Below are 17,341 nucleotides of genomic sequence, written 5' to 3' on the forward strand. Positions count from 1 at the left end.
TGCAATTGATTCACGTTGAATTGGCACTCGTCGCGTGAATTTATAACGGACGCCGCGTCACTGTGAACATTCGTGAATTGCGTCGTAGATCGTCATAAACCGTCAGATTTCACAAAGATTCGCAACGGAAAAAACTGGCGTCGATATGATCGTCGTCAATCGGGGGTTGGCCTAAAAACAACTAAATCGGTGGCATTTAAACGGCGAATTAATAGGTCGGATATTCAGGCCTCTTTCAGTTTATCTGCTTAGACGTGGCACCCGAATCGGGTCATTAACGAATCTATCCAGGTTAAGTCGCGGGAATGCGGGCGTTAGCTCGCGGCTTATTGCTGGGTGCGACCGGCGATTATGGGGAATTGCCGGCGTTTAAAACATTTACTTCAAATCAGATATGGCCGTCCTGGCGACGTGCTTAATCGACGCTCGATAAAAATAGGGGTCTGTCAGACATGAATAAAACATATCGAAGCATTTGGAGTGAGGTGTTGGGCACGTGGGTCGCGGCGTCGGAGTTGACGCGGGCTCGGGGTAAGCCTTCAAAGAGTGCCAGCGTTGGCTCTGGCGACGCATCGCGACGCAGGGGGATGACGCCCGTCTCTTTCGGATTCGCGGTACTGGTCGTGGCCGGATTCCTGCCAGATCTCGCATGGGCTGGTGGTGTCACCAGTTGTTCGGGCACCGGGACCACCTCGGCCGGTAGCTACTCTAGCGGCGCGTGGGTAACCAATAACAATGCTGCCAGTGCTGAGGGTGCCTGCATAAGCGGAGGAACGGGGCTAATTTTCTCGGAATCCCCAAACGCGACCGGCGGTACGACTGGTTCCGACGCCTACATGTATATCGGCAAGACAGCGAATAACGCAACGGGAGCGATTACGCTGTATGGTCCCGCCGGGATTGTGCTGAATAGCACAGCGGGAATAACGCTGAACGGCGTAACGTCTCTCAACTCGAACAAGATCACCAACCTGGCGGCAGGTACGAATCCGACCGACGCGGTCAATTTTTCTCAACTGACCTCGCTTTCTACATCCACGTCGACGGGTATCTCGTCGCTATCGACGGGAGTGAGCTCATTGTCGACGTCTGCATCGACGGGCATCTCGTCGCTGTCGACGGGAGTGAGCTCACTGTCGACCTCCACTTCGACGGGCATCGCTTCGTTGTCCACAGGAGTGAGCTCGCTGTCGACTTCGGCTTCGACCGGCATCGCTTCGCTGTCCACCGGCGTGAGCTCGCTGTCGACGTCCGCCTCGACGGGTATCGCTTCGCTGTCCACAGGGGTGAGCTCGCTGTCGACTTCGGCTTCGACCGGCATCGCTTCGCTGTCCACCGGCGTGAGCTCGCTGTCAACGTCCGCCTCGACAGGTATCGCTTCGCTGTCGACAGGTCTCGCGAACGCGGTTCAGTACGATGACGGAACGCATACGAAGGTCACGCTGGGCGGCGCAGGTTCGACAACGCCGGTGACGCTGACCAATGTCGCCAACGGCGTGAACCCGACCGATGCGGTCAACTTCAGCCAGTTGACTACGCTGTCGACGTCTGCCTCGACGGGCATGGCTTCGTTGTCCGCCGGCGTGAGCTCGCTGTCCACGGGTGTGGGCTCGCTGTCCACAGGCGTGAGCTCGTTGTCAACGTCTGCCTCGACGGGCATCGCTTCGCTGTCCACGGGGGTGAGTTCGCTGTCGACGTCCGCCTCGACGGGCGTCGCTTCACTGTCCACGGGGGTGAGTTCGCTGTCCACGGGCGTGATCTCGCTGTCGACGTCCGCCTCGACGGGCATCGCTTCGCTGTCCACTGGCGTGAGTTCGTTGTCGACATCCGCCTCGACGGGTATCGCTTCGCTGTCCACGGGTGTGAGCTCGCTGTCGACTTCGGCTTCGACCGGCATCGCTTCGCTGTCCACCGGCGTGACCTCGCTGTCAACGTCCGCCTCGACGGGTATCGCTTCCCTGTCGACAGGTCTCGCGAACGCGGTTCAGTACGATGACGGAACGCATACGAAGGTCACGCTGGGCGGCGCAGGTTCGACAACGCCGGTGACGCTGACCAATGTCGCCAACGGCGTGAACCCGACCGATGCGGTCAACTTCAGCCAGTTGACCACGCTGTCGACGTCCGCCTCGACGGGCATGGCTTCGTTGTCCACGGGTGTGAGCTCGTTGTCCACCGGCGTGAGCTCGCTGTCCACGGGTGTGGGCTCGCTGTCCACTGGCGTGAGCTCGTTGTCAACGTCTGCCTCGACGGGCATCGCTTCACTGTCCACAGGGGTGAGCTCGCTGTCCACGGGTGTGAGTTCGTTGTCGACGTCCGCCTCGACGGGCATCGCTTCGCTGTCCACGGGTGTGAGTTCGTTGTCGACATCCGCCTCGACGGGTATCGCTTCGCTGTCCACGGGTGTGAGTTCGTTGTCGACATCCGCCTCGACGGGTATCGCGTCGCTGTCCACGGGTGTGAGTTCGCTGTCGACCTCCACTTCGACGGGCATCGCTTCGCTGTCAACAGGTCTCGGGAACGCGGTTCAGTACGATGACGCATCGCATACGAAGGTCACGCTCGGCGGCGCCGGCTCGACCACGCCGGTCACGCTAACCAACGTCGCCGCCGGAGTGAACCCAACCGATGCGGTCAACTTCAGCCAGCTAACCTCGCTGTCGACCTCGACATCGACGGGCATCAGCACCGCGCAGAGTGGCGTGACCTCGCTGTCAACGGCGCTGAGCACAACCGACAGCAACGTGGCCGTGCTGTCGACCTCGACCTCAACCGGCATCAGCACGACACAGAGCGGTGTGACCTCGCTGTCCACTGCACTGAGCACGACCGACAGCAACATGGCGTCGCTGTCCACCGGCCTCACCAACTCTGTCCAGTACGACGACACGTCACACACGAAAGTCACGCTCGGCGGCGCTGGCTCGACCACGCCGGTCACGCTGACCAACGTCGCCGCCGGCGTGAATGCAACCGATGCGGTCAACTTCAGCCAGCTGACCTCCCTGTCGACCTCGACATCGACGGGCATCAGCACCGCGCAAAGCGGCGTCACCTCGCTCTCCACTGCGCTGAGCACAACCGACAGCAACGTGGCCGTACTGTCGACCTCGACATCGACCGGCATCAGCACGGCACAAAGCGGCGTGACCTCACTGTCCACCTCGCTGAGCACGACCGACAGCAACATGGCGTCGCTGTCCACCGGCCTTACCAACTCGGTCCAGTACGACGACGCAACGCACACGAAAGTCACGCTCGGCGGCGCAGGCTCGACCACGCCCGTCACACTGACCAACGTCGCCGCCGGCGTGAACCCAACCGATGCGGTCAACTTCAGCCAGCTGACCTCCCTGTCGACCTCGACATCGACGGGCATCAGCACCGCGCAAAGCGGCGTAACCTCGCTCTCCACCGCGCTCAGCACGACCGACAGCAACGTAACCGCACTGTCCACCTCGACCTCGACCGGCCTGAGTTCCCTTTCCACCGCGCTGACCGCGACCAACAGCAGCCTGGCCTCGCTGTCCACCGGCCTCGGCGACTCCGTCCAGTACGACGACGCATCGCACACGAAAATCACCCTCGGCGGCGCCGGCTCGACCACTCCCGTCACGCTCACCAACGTCGCCAACGGCGTGAACCCAACCGACGCAGCCAACTTCGGCCAGTTGACCTCGCTGTCGACCTCGACCGCGACGGGCCTCAGCACCGCACAAAGCGGCGTCACGCTGCTATCGACCGGACTGAGCACGACCAACAGCAACCTGACCCAACTGTCGACCTCGACGTCGACAGCGATCAGCACCGCGCAGAACGGCGTAGCGTCACTGTCGACCGGACTCAGCACCACCAACAGCAACCTCGCGTCGCTGTCCACCGGTCTCACCACGGCTTCGAGCAGCGTGAGCGCGCTGTCGACGGGCATCGCCAACGGCACCGTCGGCCTCGTCCAGCAGGTCGGCGGCGCGCCGGGCAATGGAACGATCACGGTCGGCGCGAACACCGGCGGCACTGTCGTCGACTTCACCGGCACGGCGGGCGCGCGCCAGCTGACCGGCGTCGCCGCGGGCACCGCGCCGACCGATGCGGTCAACGTTAGCCAGTTGCAGGCGGTGGCCTCGGTCGCCAACGATGCGGTGCTGTACGACAACGCGTCCCATGCAATCGTGACGCTCGGCGGTGTCGGCGCCAGTTCGGCCGTTGCGCTGACCAATGTCGCTGCCGGTGCGATTACGGCAACCAGCACGGATGCCGTCAACGGCAGCCAGTTGTTCGCGCTGCAGGCGCAAATCACCTCGCTCGGCAGCAGCTCGCTGGCCGGTCAGGCACCGCAAGGGGCGCCGGCGTCATCCGGCAATGCGGCGACTTCGAAATACGTCGCGGTCAATTCGAGCGGCAGCGCGGCTAGCGCGACGGGGGCGGAATCGGTGGCGATCGGCGGCAATGCGACCGCGAGCTCTGGCAACAGCGTTGCGGTGGGGTCTGGCGCGCAGGCGAGCGGCGCGGGTTCTTCGGCGGTCGGCGCGAATGCGGTTGCAGCCGCGCCGAACTCGGTCGCGCTCGGTGCGGGCTCGGTCGCCAGCGACGCGAACTCGGTGTCGGTCGGCTCGTTGGGTCACGAGCGGACGATCGCGAACGTCGCGCCGGGCGTCAATCCGACCGACGCGGTCAACATGCAGCAGCTGAACTCGGTTCAGCAGGGGGTGAACGCGGTGGCGCGTCAGGCCTATTCCGGCGTCGCCGGTGCGACCGCGTTGACGATGATCCCGGACGTCGACCCCGGCAAGACCCTCGCGGTCGGGATCGGCTCGGGCAACTACAAGGGCTACACGGCCGTCGCAATCGGCTTCTCCGCGCGCGTGACCGACAACCTGAAGGTCAAGGGCGGTGTCAGTACGAGCGCCTCGGGCAGCGTGGTGGGCGCCGGCGTCGGATATCAGTGGTGACATGGACCGTTCGTCCATAGTTTGGGAAACCGGCGGTGTGTCCTCGACGATTTCGATCGATTACCGCCGCCGACGCGCCGCCCGATGCTCGCGCGTCAGATCGAATCGTCCATAAGGGGGGGGCTGAGTCCGCAATATGCCCCCCCCGCTGAAAACGCCATCCCCCCTCCCCGTAGGGGGGGATTTGAAAAGCGACTGGCTCTATCTTTCTTCTCAAAATTCACAAAGCATACGAGGCCGATGCCGCGGGCCGCTCACGTCGACCCTGTGCCGTTTGCGATTTCTATGTTGGGTGTTTCGGTCTGCTTGAACTGGTTGCTCGTGTGAATGGAATTCCAGATGCAAATGTCTTTCGCCGTATTCGTCGGGGGGCGGTCTTCCAGTCGGGCGAAAGCAAAAGGTGATAAATGAATATCCTGTTGGTGGAAGACGATCCCGCGCACGCCGATTCGGTCGAAAGGGAAATCGGGCAATCCGGGCATCGAATCAGCAAGGTCGCACGGGGCAAGGACGCCATTGCCTTTCTTCAGGCCAACGAGGTCGATCTCGTGGTGCTCGATTGGGAATTGCCGGGCATGAGCGGCTTCGAGGTGCTGTACTGGATACGCCGTCATCTGGGCCGCGAACCCGCGGTGCTGTTCGTGACCAGCCGCCTTCTCGAGGTGGACATCGTGCAGGCGCTAGACGCCGGTGCGGATGACTACGTCGTCAAGCCGTTCCGGTCCAAAGAGCTGATGGCGCGAGTCGGCGCGCTGTTGCGTCGGACCCGGCGCAGCATAAAAGTCGAAAGCGCAATCGCCGTTGGACCGTATATCTTCGACGTCACGCAGCGCAGTGTTTTTCTGCACGGCGAATCTATCCTGCTGACGGAAAAGGAATTCGATGTGGCCGCCTATTTCTTCGCGAACGTCGGACGGGTCGTGTCCAAACGTCTGCTGGCGAAGCTTGCCTGGGGCCGCGAACTGGACAGTACGTCGCGCACGATCGACACGCATATCTACCGGCTTCGACGCAAGCTCGCCCTGCGTCCGGACAATGGCGTGCGTTTGACGACCGTCTATACGCACGGCTACCGGCTCGACGAGGTCGATGCCGGCAGCGTGGACGCGCCAACGCCGGTGAGCTCCGAGTTGGAAGATCCGATCGCGGAGAACGACACGCCCGAGCAGCGCGCGCAAAGCAATCTCCGCTAGCGATTCGACATGAGGCCATGTGCGACCTGAAGCGGATTCCGGTCGCCGCGCCTCGTCGCGCAACTCCGCGTTGAGTCGTCACACGGTTCGGCGTATCTTAAAAAACAATTCACAAAAATTCTTCGATGCCTCTCACGGATAGCCGGTGAGAGGACCACTCATGAATACACCCGCAGATAGCTTCGAGCGTGAATGGATCGTGTCGCTGATCCAGACCAAGATGATGCCGCCGCGTCTTCCCGCGGGTTGCGTGCAACGGCCGGGATTGCTTCGGCGACTCGATGAACGACGCCCACGTCACATTACGCTCGTTACCGCGCCCGCGGGTTTCGGCAAAACGACTTTGCTTGCCGCGTGGAGCGAAGCGCAAGCAAGAAAGAAGCGTCCCGTCGGGTGGCTGAGTCTCGATGGAGAGGACGACGATCCGCAGCAACTCGGCGCCTATCTGGTGGCGGCACTTTGTCGTGCGTCGAAGGATGTCGCGTGGCAGGCACAGCAACTCCTCGATAACGATGCCCACACGCCGGTCAGAACGGTCATTTCAGTGTTGCTCAATGGCATCGCCGCATATGGCCGCGGCGTTTTCCTCGTGCTCGACGACGTCGACCGTCTGAGCGCGAAACCGGTTCTCGCGATCGTGTCACGCCTGCTGCGCTACGCACCCGAGAACCTGCACGTGCTGCTCGGCGCGCGCGGGGAGCCGGCGCTGTCGCTGAGCGGGCTGCGCTCGCCCGACCAACTCTCGCGCGTGAATGTCGACGATTTGCGCTTTTCGCTCGACGAAGCCCAGTCGTTTTTCGACCACACTGGTAACGCGCTGCTCAACCGCCACAGCGTCGAGTTGCTGAACAGCGCGACCGAAGGATGGGTGGCCGGTTTGCAACTGGCTTCGCTCGGACTGAAACGGGTCGACGACGTGGCCGCGCTCGCCGGTCATCTCGCCGGTTCCCGCCTCGGTATCGATCGGTATCTGGACGATACGGTGTTTGCGCATTTGCCGCCGCACATGCTGACGTTTCTGCTGTACACGTCGATTCTCGAACGGCTTTCCGCATCGCTGTGCGACGAAGTCATGGGCGGTGAAGGGGAGAGCGGGGAGAAACTGGACTGGCTCGAGCGACATAACGTGTTCATCAGGCCGCTCGATGAAACGCAGAACTGGTATCGCTATCACGCGTTGCTGAGCGATGCGCTTCGCCGCCGTCTGATGCGTCAGACGCCTCGACAGGTTCCGTTGCTGCATCGCCGGGCCAGCCTCTGGTTCGCGCGGGCGCGCCTGTGGGCCGAGGCCGTGCGACATGCGCTGGCCGCGGGCGATATCGGGCAGGCAGCGCAGTGGGCCGAAAACTGTGCGATGGAGATGCTCCATCGCGGCGACCCGTTCATGCTGCCGGGCTGGATTCGCAAACTTCCGCCGGATGTGATCGTGGGTCGACTGCGCTTGCGTCTCGCGAAAGCATGGGCGCTCGCGATGTCGCTCGAAACAGCGCGCGCGTCGAAGGAGATCGGCGAGATTGCCGACGAGTTCGAGCGGATGGCCCGTGATCAGCGGACGGTAGCCGACCAAAGCGCATGGGCGGAGATCACCGCGATCCGCGCGGTGATCGCTTGTGTGAACGACGACAGCGAACATGCGCTGGAACTCGGGCGGGCCGTCGAGGCATCGACTGCGCCTGCGGAGCCCTGGGTACGCCAATATGGGCAAACCGCGGAGATCTTCGGTCTGATGTATCGAGGGCAGTTCGCCTACATATCCCGCGTGTGGAGAGCGCGAGTCGATCAGGTGGGCCTCAGCCGGAAGCCGAACAGCGCGGATATGCTGCGCGACGCGGTGTACGGCATTGCCGCGCTGATCCACGGTGAACTCCCGGATGCGCGACGGGTGATGGAGGTCGCGCTGCGGTACTCCGAAGACAAGCTGGGGGAGTGGTCGGCGGGCGCGGCCGCGGTAGCCGGTTGTCTCGGGTCGATTTACTACGAGTGCAACGAGTTGTCCAAGGCGCGGAAGTTGATCGACGGTCGCATGACCATCGCTCTGGAGACCGCACCGCTCGCTGCGCTGATGCGCTATATGCTTACCGCGTCGCGCCTGCTGTGGCGGGAGGGGGAGAAGGGGCCGGCACTGGCCGTTCTCGAAGACGGACGGCAGGTTGCGATAACGCGTCGCTGGTTGCGTCTGAAACTCGCCTGCGACGCGGAGACCGTCAGGCAGCTCCTTGCCGACGATAGAGTGATCGAGGCGCGACAGGTCGCCGACGAACTGAGCGCGAGCGTACCGATGATGTGCGAAGGACGACGGGGCTCGGCCATGGAAACGTGGGCAAGCTACTGTGTGCTGCAAGCCCGCGTACTGCTCGCTGAAAATGCCGCCGGGGACGCCATTGGTTCTCTTACGCGCACACTCGACGATCTGGTTGCGCTGGGCTGGCGTTATGCCGAGGCCTGCGTTTCGCTGCTGCTTGCTCTCGCGCATGAGCAGAACGGCGCTTCGGAACAGGCGTTCGCCGCGCTGGCAAGCGCGCTTAGGATCGGCGGTGCGATGGGCTTGATCGGCAGCTTCGTGGACGAGGGGCCGCCGATGCGTGCGTTGCTTGAACGTTTTCGCCGTACGCCATCGGAAATCGCGACCGGGCACACCACCTATATCGACACGTTGCTGTCGGCTTTCGACGATGCGGATAACACGCCATCTTCGTCGTCGAGCTATGCCGACACGAAGATAACGCCGGGCACACTGAGCGCGCGAGAACTCGAAATACTGGGCTACGTCGCTCGCGGGCTGTCCAACAAGGAAATCGGGCGATCGTTGAATCTGGCGCCCGAGACGGTCAAATGGCACATGAAGAACGTGTTCGAAAAACTGAACGTCAATTCGCGATTCGAGGCCGTGCAGAGTGCCTTCGGCATTCAGCCCGGGGCCGACTGAAGCGCTGCGCGGCCTGATTGCGCCGCCACCCGCTCACATCATCGCGGCTCGCGTCCAAATGCTTCACGCAGCTTGCGCTTGGCCCGTTGCAACGTATCGCGCCGCTCCTTCGGCAGGTTTCGGCCCGCTCGATTGATGTAGAAATTGAGCATCGACATCGCCGATTGAAACGGCGAGCCCTTGCGTCGACGACTCGCCGTCGACGAATGCTTCAACGATCGCGCGATGGACCCCGCGCTGCCGGTTTTGAAAATATCCTTCTGGATGTCCATCGCGTCGCTCGTTTCCATGACGTGGTGCGACCATCTGTTCGCGCCTGAGGCGCCGTTCGACTTCGCGGTTTTCGCGCGATGCGCGGCTCGCGCCTGCGCGTGGCGCTGCCGCGGTGGCCGTCCCGACTTGCCGCGCGACACAGGGCGTTTCGATCTGCTGCTGGACTTTCGGGTCGCCATTGTGTTCTCCCTGAAGCGAAATGTCGAACGGGCCACGCCTCGAAAACGGTCGGTCTGGCGATCAGAGTTTCACGCCGCCGGACTCCGGCAGCTCCGCCGAACCCGGAGGAATGTCACGGACCGCCAGGTCGTCGCGGCTCGTATAGACGTCGCCGCCCCAGTACGGTTCGCTGCCGTAGTACTGATGCACGGTGGTGGCCCACGTCTGATCCGCCATCGATGGCCAGTGATCCTTATCGAATCCCGGCGCGTTCTGCACGCGCTCGGCCACCATGTTCAGCACGAAGCATTTTTCCTCCGTATCGAGCGTCAGCGCATTCCACGGAATCGCGAGCAGCTTGTCGCCGATGCCGAGAAAGCCGCCGCTCGACAGCACCGCATAAGCGACGCGGCCCGAACGCACATCGAGCATGATGTCCTTGATCTTGCCGATGTGCTCGCCGTCGCTGCTGATCACCTTGTTGCCGTCGAGCGTCGCCGCGGCCATGACATCCGGGCCTGGGCCTTCCGCGGTTGCGGCGCCTTTGCCAACGATGTCGGCACCTTGCGTCTGGGTCTGCATGATCATGATGGACTCCTTTGAAGGGGTGAATGTACCGAGGCATTTAGCAACGGCCGTTCCATCGATCCGTGCGGCGCCATTGCGCCTTGGCGCGCGACGCATCCGCGCGACGAGGCGCCGCATGCGTAAAGGATGCGAGCGCGATTGCAATTATTTCGTCCATGCCGACGCAAGCGCCGACCACAAAAAAACGTGATGCGAGCATGCGTTGAGTCCATCGCGCGGCATAGGCCTTGCTCGACGTGCAGCGATGGCAGTGGGGAACAGAAGGATCACACCCGTCCTTTTTACTTCAGGGAGAACTCAGATGAGCAAGTATCCGAAAGCATGGCTGGCCGCGGCATGTGTGGTCGCGTCGGGCGCCCTCGCGTCGGGCGCCGCGTTCGCGCAGGCGGGCGGCGGCAACGGCAATAGCGGCGCGGGCGGCGGCAACTCGCATAGCGCCGCGACCGCCGCGCCCACGGCGGGCAACGCGCCCGCGTCGAATGCCACGGGCAGCACCGCGGGTTCGACTTCGTCGATGAAGCATCATCAAAAGAAGTCGAAGGCAAAGAAGCCGATGACCGATACGACGAACACACCCGGCGCCGATGCCAGTAGCGATACGAAGGGACAGTAACGCTGGATCGATGCGGTCGCGGCAATGCGCCGTTGCGTTCACCGTAACGCGCCGGCGATGCCGCGCTCCGCATCGAGGGGGAGAAAGTCGTGACGAAGAAGATTCATTATCAGGCGAACATTTGCGGCGGGGACTTCGCGCACGTTCGTGAGTGCTTCCGCAACTGGAAGTCCGAGACGCTCGTGTATCGCCGGCAACAGCCGATGTTCGAAGGCAAGCAGGAAGTGCGGCGGTTCTCGGAGCGTGTGTTCGACAACGGTGAAGTCGCGCACAACACGCTCGCTCGCGCGTGTTCGGCACGCGATGCCTATGCGCTGGCGGCCGAAATACGCGATGGTGAACGCGACGTGTGGCTAGTGATGGCGGCGTTCGAGGAAGATGTTTGAGAGACGTTGTCGCTTGATCCTTGAATCCGTCACCGGGTCGGCGGTTTCGGATCGGATGGCGTTTCCCGCGCGGCGCGAGGCGTACGAACGCGGGCACCGGCGTGCAGATGCGCCGCGACGCTTTTCCGTTTCGCGGCGGCGGATTGCTTGCGCACCACGCGCGATTTTTTCAGCAGACTCGTCAGCGAGCCGTTGATGCTGTCGTTGACCGACGATTCCCGCGTCTTGCGTCCTTTCGCACCAGATGCGCGCGCGAGTTTCGCCGCGCGTTTTTCCGCCAGCGCGAGCAGAACGGCGAAGGCCTGTTCATCCACCTTCAGTCCGCGGCGCGATTGGCCAGGAGCCAGGCTCTGCAACTCATCGGCTTCGAACGCGCTGATGATCGCCGGGTGGATATAGCAGCGCCGGCACACGGCGGGCGTATTGCGCAGCAGCGTCGCCACCTCTTTGACGGTCGCGACGATATGACGACGCGCCTCGGCGGCGCTGCCGCACATCAACCGGCGCAACGCCGCAAGCGCGTACACGCTGCCGGCCCACGTGCGGTAGTCCTTCGCGGTGAAGTCAGCGCCGCTCACGCGGCGCAGGTAGTCGTTGATATCGGTCGAGCCGACGCTGTGTCGTGCGCCGTCCTCGTCGAGATACTGGAACAGGTCGTGACCGGGCAGCTCCGCGCAACGTCGCACGATGCGCTTGATGCTCGGATTCTCCACTGTCACGTCGTGCTCGATGCCGCTCTTGCCGCGGAACTGGAAGCGCAATTGGCCGGCCTTTATCTTCACGTGCTTCTTGCGCAGCGTCGTTAATCCGTACGACTGATTATCGCGCGCATATTCGGCGCTGCCGATGCGGATCAGCGTCGTGTCGAGCAACTGCACGATGGCGGCGACGACCTTGTCGAGCGGCATGCCCGGCAGCTTCAGATCACGCGCGACGCGCGCGCGGATCTTCGGCAACGCGCGACCGAACTCGGCCATCCGATCGTACTTGTCGGCGTCGCGCGTTTCGCGCCAGCGCGGGTGATAGCGGTACTGTTTGCGGCCCCGCGCGTCGCGACCGGTGGCCTGCAGATGACCTCGCGGATCGGGACAAATCCATACGTCTTCGTAGGCGGGTGGAATCGCGAGCGAATTGATGCGTTGAATCTCGTCCTCGTCGACGATGCGCTTGCCGTTCACGTCGAAATAGATGAAGCCGTCGCGGTCGAGTTTGCGTGTATAGCCGGGCCTGGTGTCGTCGGCATGGCGCAGTCCCGGCGGCATCTGTGGCGGCGCGGTGGTGCCGTTCGCGGTCGTCGGGTTGCGTGGTGCGTTCGCGGAATGAGTCGCGGTAGCCATCGTTGCAGGTAGAAGTTTCAAGCGTGGTTCGGATCGGTCCAGCGAGTCGGCGCAATGCGTGCCGATGCGTGCCGTCTGATCGCCGTGAAGCAAGGGCGATGCCATTGACAAGCACCCCGAGCGCCGACGCGGAACGGTCCTTGCGGAAATGCCGATGTGACCAACCGGAATCGGAGCCTTTATGAGCAGCACACTCGACCCCGATGAAGAGCCGCAGCAGACCGTCAGGCAAACGTCCGGCACGACGGGCGCGCTGGGTCCGAGCGACTCGTCCGATAGCGGCAGCGACGTGGCGGGCGCGAAGCGTCACGCTTTCGACGTCGATACCGAACTCGACAATCACGCGCTCGAAACCGGCGACGCCGAACTCGGCAGCGATACCGATCGCTCGGGTACGGGCGAGCGCGCGTCGGCCGATGGCGATTCGACGTTGGAGTTCGACCGCGATATCGACACGGACCACCTCGTCGATCCACAAGTGCCGCCGGGCGCCGAGCGGTCCGGCGAAGACGAAACCGACGTTTGACCGCGACGCTTTGCACCCGCGCTTTGCACCCGCGCTTTGCACCTGAAGCGGCTCGCGCCAAACGGGCGCAACCGCTGCGTCGATGCAACGCCAACGTAACGAAGCCCGCTGAACACCGGTTCCGACCCGGGCACGTGTTTTGCGGATCAACCCTTTAGCGAAGGCACCGCGCTATGCACATGCATAACGGGCAACCGCATGAGCGCGGCGCCGCAAGGAGAGGACGCATGACTGACGCACTGAATGGCTGCAAGGTAGCGGTACTCGCGGTAGACGGTTTCGAGCAGGCAGAACTCGTCGAGCCGAAACGCGCGCTCACCGAGGCGGGCGCGACGGTCCACGTCATTTCGGCGAAGCCGGGCAAGATCCAGGGCTTCAAACACGTCGACAAGGGCGACGCCGTCGACGTCGATGCGACACTCGACAAGGCCAGTCCCGACGACTACGACGCGCTGGTGCTGCCGGGCGGGGTCGTGAACGGCGACGCACTGCGACTGCTGCCGCAGGCGCAGGCCTTCGTCAAGTCGGTCAACGAAGCGAACAAGCCGATCGCGGTGATCTGCCACGGCACATGGCTGCCGGTTTCCGCGGGGATCATCAAGGGGCGCACGGTGACGAGTTGGCCGAGCCTGCAGGACGATATTCGCAACGCGGGCGGCACCTGGGTCGATCAGGAAGTGGTCGAAGACGGCAATCTGATTTCGAGCCGCAAACCCGACGACCTTCCCGCGTTCAACAAGACGCTGATCGGGCAATTGACGAAGCGCAAGGCGGCTTGATCGAAGGCGGCGCGTTGGCTAGGGCGCCTGCGCATCGGTGATTCGACAGGGAGAAAATGCATGAAATTCCGGTATTCCGTACAAGTGCTGATTAGCGCGCTTGCCTTGCTGGGCATGAGCGCGGCGTCGATCGGCACAGCCTGCGCGCAGGCGAGCGACGCGCCCGCGAGTGCCGCGCCAGCCGGTGGCACGACGCTGTCGCCTGCCGATCAGCAGTTCGTGCTCGACGCATCGAAGTCGGACGCCACTGAAATCGCCGCCAGCAAAATCGCGCTGAAGAACTCCAGTAATCCGGCGGTCAAAAAGTTCGCGCAACAGATGATCACCGACCACACGAAGCTGTCGCACGCGATGGCTGGGCTGGTCGCGAAGAAGGGCTTCAAGCCGACGCCGTCGGCGGATTCCGCGCTGGTCGGCAAACTGCAGACGTTGAAGGGCACCGAGTTCGATGAAGCCTACGTCGAGCAGATCGGCGTGGAAGCGCACCAGCGCGCGGTGGACCTGTTCCAGCAGCAAAGCGGCAGCGGCACCGACGCGCAACTGAAGGCCGCGGCCGCGCAAGCGCTGCCGACCATCAAGCATCACCTCGAGATGGCGCAGCAACTGGCCGGCAAATTGAAAGGCTCGTCATGAACGCGATCCTGCCACGGCCTGCTTATGAGGACTCTCTGATGCAGATCACTTTTCCTGACGACGAACCGGTTTTCGACGGCGCCAATCTGACAGTGCGCTTTCTAGCGCGAGTCGATGGCGAGCCGGTGGTCTGCGCGATCACCGCCGAGGCTCTGGAAGATCATTTCGGCGCGCAATCCGCGCTCGAAGCCGCACTGATGGCCGCTTTCGATAAAGGCCGTCAGCGTATCCGCTCGGTCTGCGCGGAAGCGCTCGACCAGAACAATGGAGAAGGCGTAGTGTTGCATAGCGGACTGTTCAGAGTGGAAGGCATGGAGCCGGATCGCGGCGCCGCGGCGTAACGCTGCCGCGTGCCGCGCTGACCGGGCGCGCTGCTCCTGACGCGCGCCACCGGGCGAAGGTAGGGTCCGCGAACGCTAGTTAACGATAAGGAGGCCTTATGTCACTCATCGTCGCAGCACGTTTCACGACTTTTCCGGCTGCCGAAAGTGCGGCGCAGAAGCTTTTCGACGCAGGTTTCGTGGAAGAGGACGTCACGCTGTTTTTCGTCAATCCGCGCGGCCAGCATGCGCGTTTCGCAATCGGCGGCGACACCGATACCGACCCCGGCGCGCGAGAAGCGCCAAAGGGCGCGGGCATGGGCGTGACGATCGGCGCGGTGATCGGCGCGGTAGTTGGCGTGGCGATCTTCGCGGCGTTTTCAGCGCCGCTGCTGGTGTCGTTGATCGCGGCGGGCGTCGGCGCGTATGTCGGCTCGCTGGTCGGCGCGATGTCGCGTACCAGGGAGCACGCCAAATCGGACCATCGCGTACCGTATCACGAGGAGGTGCGCGATTCGGGCGTGCTCGTCGCCGCCCACGTGTCGCCCGACAATCAGCTGGACGCCGCGCGCGTGCTGCGTGAAGCGGGCGGCACGTCGATCGAGAAGGCGACCGGGCGCTGGCAGCAGGGCCGCTGGGCCGATTTCGATCCGCGGAAGACGCCCGAGCCGATCAATGAATTCGCGGAGAAGCACGCGTGATTTAGGCGACGCGGCAAACCTCCGAAAAACGGCCTGGTGACGATCATCGGGCCGTTTCCGTTTCCGTTTCCGTTTCCGTTTCCGTTTTGCGTTTGCCGTTTCTCGCGCCGTTTCGCCGTCGCGCTACACCCAAAGTTGCCGCGCATCGTGCGGCGCCTGCCATCGTTCGAGTTGCCTTTCGCCATGCATTGGCTCGCATGAAGCCGGCGTAATGCCGTCGTTCGCGCGGCCGCACGTCGACATCGTGGCTCGCGGCTGGGCAGCAGCCGGGTCGGGCAGTGCAACGTGCGCGCGAATCTGCATCGCGGTAGCCGAACTGACGACCGCGACCGCCGCTAAGAACATCAAGCTGCCGGTTTTTTTCATCGTAATTCTCCCTGTCGTTATAGATTGCCGAGCGCATTCGAGCAGCAACTGCTGTGCCATTCGAAGCTAGATGAGTTTTGCCGAGCTTATGTCGGGCACGCGTCATGCGGACTATCAAATGCCGCCCGCCGCGCGCCGAACCGGTTTATCGCGAGGCACATAAAAAGCTCCGCGCGGCGGATTCCGCGATCAACGAAACCCTTGGAGGTAATGAATGGCTACCAACGTTGTTTCCGTATTGAATGATCTGGTCGAAACGTCGAAGGATGGCGAAAAGGGCTTTATGAAGGCAGCCGACGATGCGCACGACAACCAGTTGAAGATGCTGTTCCGCTCGAGCGCCGAAGACTGCTCGCGCGGCGCGCGTGAGTTGCAGGATGCCGTTCAGAGCTTGGGCGGCAAGCCCGAAACCGGCGGCAGCATGAGCGGTGCGCTACATCGCGGCTGGGTCGACGTGAAATCGGCGGTGTCGGATCGCAGCGACCATGCAATTCTCGCCGAGTGCGAAAAGGGCGAAGACGTCGCGAAGAAACGCTATCACGACGCGCTCGAAAAGGATTTGCCGGCGGACGTGCGGGCAATCGTCGAGCGGCAGTATCAGGGCGTGCTGCAAATGCACGATCGCGTGCGCGACCTGCGCGACCAGTATGCGGCGATGAAGCGTTGATCGACACGTCATTGCAATGGAAAGAGCCGGCACTGCCGGCTCTTTTTCGTTCCACTCAGTCGAATCGGCGTCGGCCAATCGCGGCTATCAGTCGGCCGCGATCTTCAGATGGTTCTTCACACTGGCCACGCCCTTGACGTTCTGCACGACATCTTCGGCGGCGGTCTTGTCGTCGGCTGAAGGCACCGAACCCGTGAGCCAGACGGTGCCCTTGCGGGTCTTCACGTGGATATGCGTCGATTTGACGTTCTTCGCGGCAAGCAGATCGGCCTTGACCTTGGTCGTGATGGTGCCGTCGTCGATATGCTGGCCGACGCTCTCCGACGCCGCGGGCGGGGCCGAAGTGCTGGTCTGGGCGTTCGCGTTCAACGCGAACGCGACGACGGCGATGCTGCCCGCGGTCTTCAGAAGCTGGATCGTCTTCATGGTTCTCTCCTTCAGGTGTTGATGAAAAATGGCGGTCTTGTTGCCGGTGGCCGATCGCGGCCGAAGCCGCTGATGACACACGTGGGGGCGTCGCCGCTACGGTACCTTCAGGGGGCCCGTTTCTCGACACCGGACGCTGGGCTCGTATCCGCTCCTGATCGGCGCGTTTGCGAAGGGCGGCGTCCGTCCACACACCAATGCTCCGCAACCATCGTGCCCGAGGGTATTGCGCCAATCCATGCCGGCCGGGACAGCCGCGACTGGCAGGGATTTTCGACTGATGAATCGGATTTCGGCGCGGTAACGCGCGTGGTCACCGAGGGTGTAAAGAAAGGGACCGGAAATTGCCTGTTGTTTGTAAAAACGGGCGCGCGCGCTGCGCGCAATTCATTCGCCCGAATAAACAAAGCGCAATCAAAACAGCGTCTTGCGCAAGCTGGTACGGACGTTGCGTTGGAGAGTGAACTCGGCTCATTGAGTCTTTGACTACTAACGAACG

The 17,341-nt window shown here is 62.9% G+C and carries 17 protein-coding genes and 1 pseudogene; 13 read left to right on the top strand and 5 right to left on the bottom strand.

Going from position 1 to position 17,341, the window contains the following annotated elements:
- Nucleotides 1-452: 452 nt before the first annotated feature.
- From L0U84_RS26955 to L0U84_RS26970, 4 genes and pseudogenes are all read left to right on the top strand, one after another.
- Nucleotides 453-2,114 (top strand): annotated as a pseudogene (locus tag L0U84_RS26955) (ESPR-type extended signal peptide-containing protein); the annotation flags it as partial.
- Between the two features lie 345 nt (nt 2,115-2,459).
- Entirely contained in the window at nt 2,460-4,949 is a 2,490-nt protein-coding gene (locus L0U84_RS26960; protein ID WP_233856821.1) for a YadA family autotransporter adhesin, read from the top strand.
- A gap of 407 nt (nt 4,950-5,356) precedes the next feature.
- Nucleotides 5,357-6,142 carry a response regulator transcription factor gene (locus L0U84_RS26965; RefSeq protein WP_233854351.1) on the top strand — a complete coding sequence of 262 codons (786 nt, stop codon included), beginning with the start codon at nt 5,357-5,359 and terminating at the stop codon, nt 6,140-6,142.
- Nucleotides 6,143-6,302: 160 nt separating this feature from the next.
- Nucleotides 6,303-9,068, top strand: coding sequence for a LuxR C-terminal-related transcriptional regulator (locus tag L0U84_RS26970; RefSeq protein WP_233854353.1), 2,766 nt, complete (start codon nt 6,303-6,305; stop codon nt 9,066-9,068).
- 38 nt (nt 9,069-9,106) lie between these two features.
- On the opposite strand, the gene L0U84_RS26975 is transcribed toward L0U84_RS26970, so the two are convergent.
- Together L0U84_RS26975 and L0U84_RS26980 are read right to left on the bottom strand one after the other, a co-directional pair.
- A complete protein-coding gene (locus L0U84_RS26975; protein WP_233854356.1) occupies nt 9,107-9,520 on the bottom strand; it encodes a DUF3175 domain-containing protein in 414 nt (137 codons plus the stop codon).
- Between the two features lie 61 nt (nt 9,521-9,581).
- Nucleotides 9,582-10,088, bottom strand: coding sequence for a PRC-barrel domain-containing protein (locus tag L0U84_RS26980; protein ID WP_233854358.1), 507 nt, complete (start codon nt 10,086-10,088; stop codon nt 9,582-9,584).
- A gap of 301 nt (nt 10,089-10,389) precedes the next feature.
- Between L0U84_RS26980 and L0U84_RS26985 the strand changes: the two genes are divergently transcribed.
- Nucleotides 10,390-10,701 (top strand): hypothetical protein, encoded by a 312-nt coding sequence (locus tag L0U84_RS26985; RefSeq protein WP_233854360.1) that lies wholly within the window; start codon nt 10,390-10,392, stop codon nt 10,699-10,701.
- Nucleotides 10,702-10,790: 89 nt separating this feature from the next.
- Entirely contained in the window at nt 10,791-11,087 is a 297-nt protein-coding gene (locus L0U84_RS26990; protein ID WP_233854362.1) for a hypothetical protein, read from the top strand.
- Nucleotides 11,088-11,116: 29 nt separating this feature from the next.
- Here the strand turns inward: L0U84_RS26990 and L0U84_RS26995 are convergent, their stop codons facing one another.
- Nucleotides 11,117-12,424, bottom strand: a complete 1,308-nt coding sequence (locus tag L0U84_RS26995; RefSeq protein ID WP_233856823.1) for a DNA topoisomerase IB — start codon at nt 12,422-12,424, stop codon at nt 11,117-11,119.
- 181 nt (nt 12,425-12,605) lie between these two features.
- Here L0U84_RS26995 and L0U84_RS27000 point away from each other — a divergent pair, with 181 nt between their 5' ends.
- The 5 genes from L0U84_RS27000 to L0U84_RS27020 all read left to right on the top strand — a co-directional run bounded on the left by L0U84_RS27000 (nt 12,606) and on the right by L0U84_RS27020 (nt 15,383).
- Nucleotides 12,606-12,950 carry a chemotaxis protein gene (locus L0U84_RS27000; RefSeq protein ID WP_233854364.1) on the top strand — a complete coding sequence of 115 codons (345 nt, stop codon included), beginning with the start codon at nt 12,606-12,608 and terminating at the stop codon, nt 12,948-12,950.
- Nucleotides 12,951-13,177: 227 nt separating this feature from the next.
- Nucleotides 13,178-13,729, top strand: a complete 552-nt coding sequence (locus tag L0U84_RS27005) for a type 1 glutamine amidotransferase domain-containing protein (protein ID WP_233854366.1) — start codon at nt 13,178-13,180, stop codon at nt 13,727-13,729.
- A 60-nt stretch (nt 13,730-13,789) separates the two neighbouring features.
- Nucleotides 13,790-14,362, top strand: a complete 573-nt coding sequence (locus L0U84_RS27010) for a DUF4142 domain-containing protein (RefSeq protein ID WP_233854368.1) — start codon at nt 13,790-13,792, stop codon at nt 14,360-14,362.
- Entirely contained in the window at nt 14,359-14,703 is a 345-nt protein-coding gene (locus tag L0U84_RS27015) for a DUF1488 domain-containing protein (RefSeq protein WP_233854370.1), read from the top strand. Before L0U84_RS27010 ends, L0U84_RS27015 begins: the two co-directional genes overlap by 4 nt.
- Before the next feature lie 98 nt (nt 14,704-14,801).
- The gene (locus tag L0U84_RS27020; protein ID WP_233854372.1) at nt 14,802-15,383 is read left to right on the top strand and encodes a glycine zipper domain-containing protein; all 582 of its coding nucleotides are present in this window, start codon (nt 14,802-14,804) and stop codon (nt 15,381-15,383) included.
- Between the two features lie 123 nt (nt 15,384-15,506).
- Here the strand turns inward: L0U84_RS27020 and L0U84_RS27025 are convergent, their stop codons facing one another.
- Entirely contained in the window at nt 15,507-15,749 is a 243-nt protein-coding gene (locus L0U84_RS27025) for a hypothetical protein (protein WP_233854374.1), read from the bottom strand.
- 214 nt (nt 15,750-15,963) lie between these two features.
- Between L0U84_RS27025 and L0U84_RS27030 the strand changes: the two genes are divergently transcribed.
- The gene (locus L0U84_RS27030; RefSeq protein WP_233854384.1) at nt 15,964-16,416 is read left to right on the top strand and encodes a PA2169 family four-helix-bundle protein; all 453 of its coding nucleotides are present in this window, start codon (nt 15,964-15,966) and stop codon (nt 16,414-16,416) included.
- A gap of 87 nt (nt 16,417-16,503) precedes the next feature.
- Here the strand turns inward: L0U84_RS27030 and L0U84_RS27035 are convergent, their stop codons facing one another.
- Nucleotides 16,504-16,842 (bottom strand): BON domain-containing protein, encoded by a 339-nt coding sequence (locus L0U84_RS27035; RefSeq protein ID WP_129958370.1) that lies wholly within the window; start codon nt 16,840-16,842, stop codon nt 16,504-16,506.
- A gap of 213 nt (nt 16,843-17,055) precedes the next feature.
- On the opposite strand from L0U84_RS27035, the gene L0U84_RS27040 reads away from it, so the two are divergent.
- Nucleotides 17,056-17,328, top strand: coding sequence for a hypothetical protein (locus tag L0U84_RS27040; RefSeq protein WP_233854386.1), 273 nt, complete (start codon nt 17,056-17,058; stop codon nt 17,326-17,328).
- The last annotated feature ends 13 nt before the right edge of the window (nt 17,329-17,341 follow it).

Source organism: Paraburkholderia sp. HD33-4, assembly GCF_021390635.1.
GTDB lineage: Bacteria > Pseudomonadota > Gammaproteobacteria > Burkholderiales > Burkholderiaceae > Paraburkholderia.

Excerpts from the sequence above, each read along its gene's own strand:
- L0U84_RS26975 (WP_233854356.1), bottom strand. The coding sequence starts at position 9,520 with ATGGCGACCCGAAAGTCCAGCAGCAGATCGAAACGCCCTGTGTCGCGC.
- L0U84_RS27015 (WP_233854370.1), top strand. The coding sequence starts at position 14,359 with ATGAACGCGATCCTGCCACGGCCTGCTTATGAGGACTCTCTGATGCAG.
- L0U84_RS26970 (WP_233854353.1), top strand. The coding sequence starts at position 6,303 with ATGAATACACCCGCAGATAGCTTCGAGCGTGAATGGATCGTGTCGCTG.
- L0U84_RS27035 (WP_129958370.1), bottom strand. The coding sequence starts at position 16,842 with ATGAAGACGATCCAGCTTCTGAAGACCGCGGGCAGCATCGCCGTCGTC.
- L0U84_RS27030 (WP_233854384.1), top strand. The coding sequence starts at position 15,964 with ATGGCTACCAACGTTGTTTCCGTATTGAATGATCTGGTCGAAACGTCG.
- L0U84_RS27010 (WP_233854368.1), top strand. The coding sequence starts at position 13,790 with ATGAAATTCCGGTATTCCGTACAAGTGCTGATTAGCGCGCTTGCCTTG.
- L0U84_RS27025 (WP_233854374.1), bottom strand. The coding sequence starts at position 15,749 with ATGAAAAAAACCGGCAGCTTGATGTTCTTAGCGGCGGTCGCGGTCGTC.
- L0U84_RS26980 (WP_233854358.1), bottom strand. The coding sequence starts at position 10,088 with ATGATCATGCAGACCCAGACGCAAGGTGCCGACATCGTTGGCAAAGGC.
- L0U84_RS26985 (WP_233854360.1), top strand. The coding sequence starts at position 10,390 with ATGAGCAAGTATCCGAAAGCATGGCTGGCCGCGGCATGTGTGGTCGCG.
- L0U84_RS27020 (WP_233854372.1), top strand. The coding sequence starts at position 14,802 with ATGTCACTCATCGTCGCAGCACGTTTCACGACTTTTCCGGCTGCCGAA.
- L0U84_RS27000 (WP_233854364.1), top strand. The coding sequence starts at position 12,606 with ATGAGCAGCACACTCGACCCCGATGAAGAGCCGCAGCAGACCGTCAGG.
- L0U84_RS27005 (WP_233854366.1), top strand. The coding sequence starts at position 13,178 with ATGACTGACGCACTGAATGGCTGCAAGGTAGCGGTACTCGCGGTAGAC.
- L0U84_RS26965 (WP_233854351.1), top strand. The coding sequence starts at position 5,357 with ATGAATATCCTGTTGGTGGAAGACGATCCCGCGCACGCCGATTCGGTC.
- L0U84_RS26995 (WP_233856823.1), bottom strand. The coding sequence starts at position 12,424 with ATGGCTACCGCGACTCATTCCGCGAACGCACCACGCAACCCGACGACC.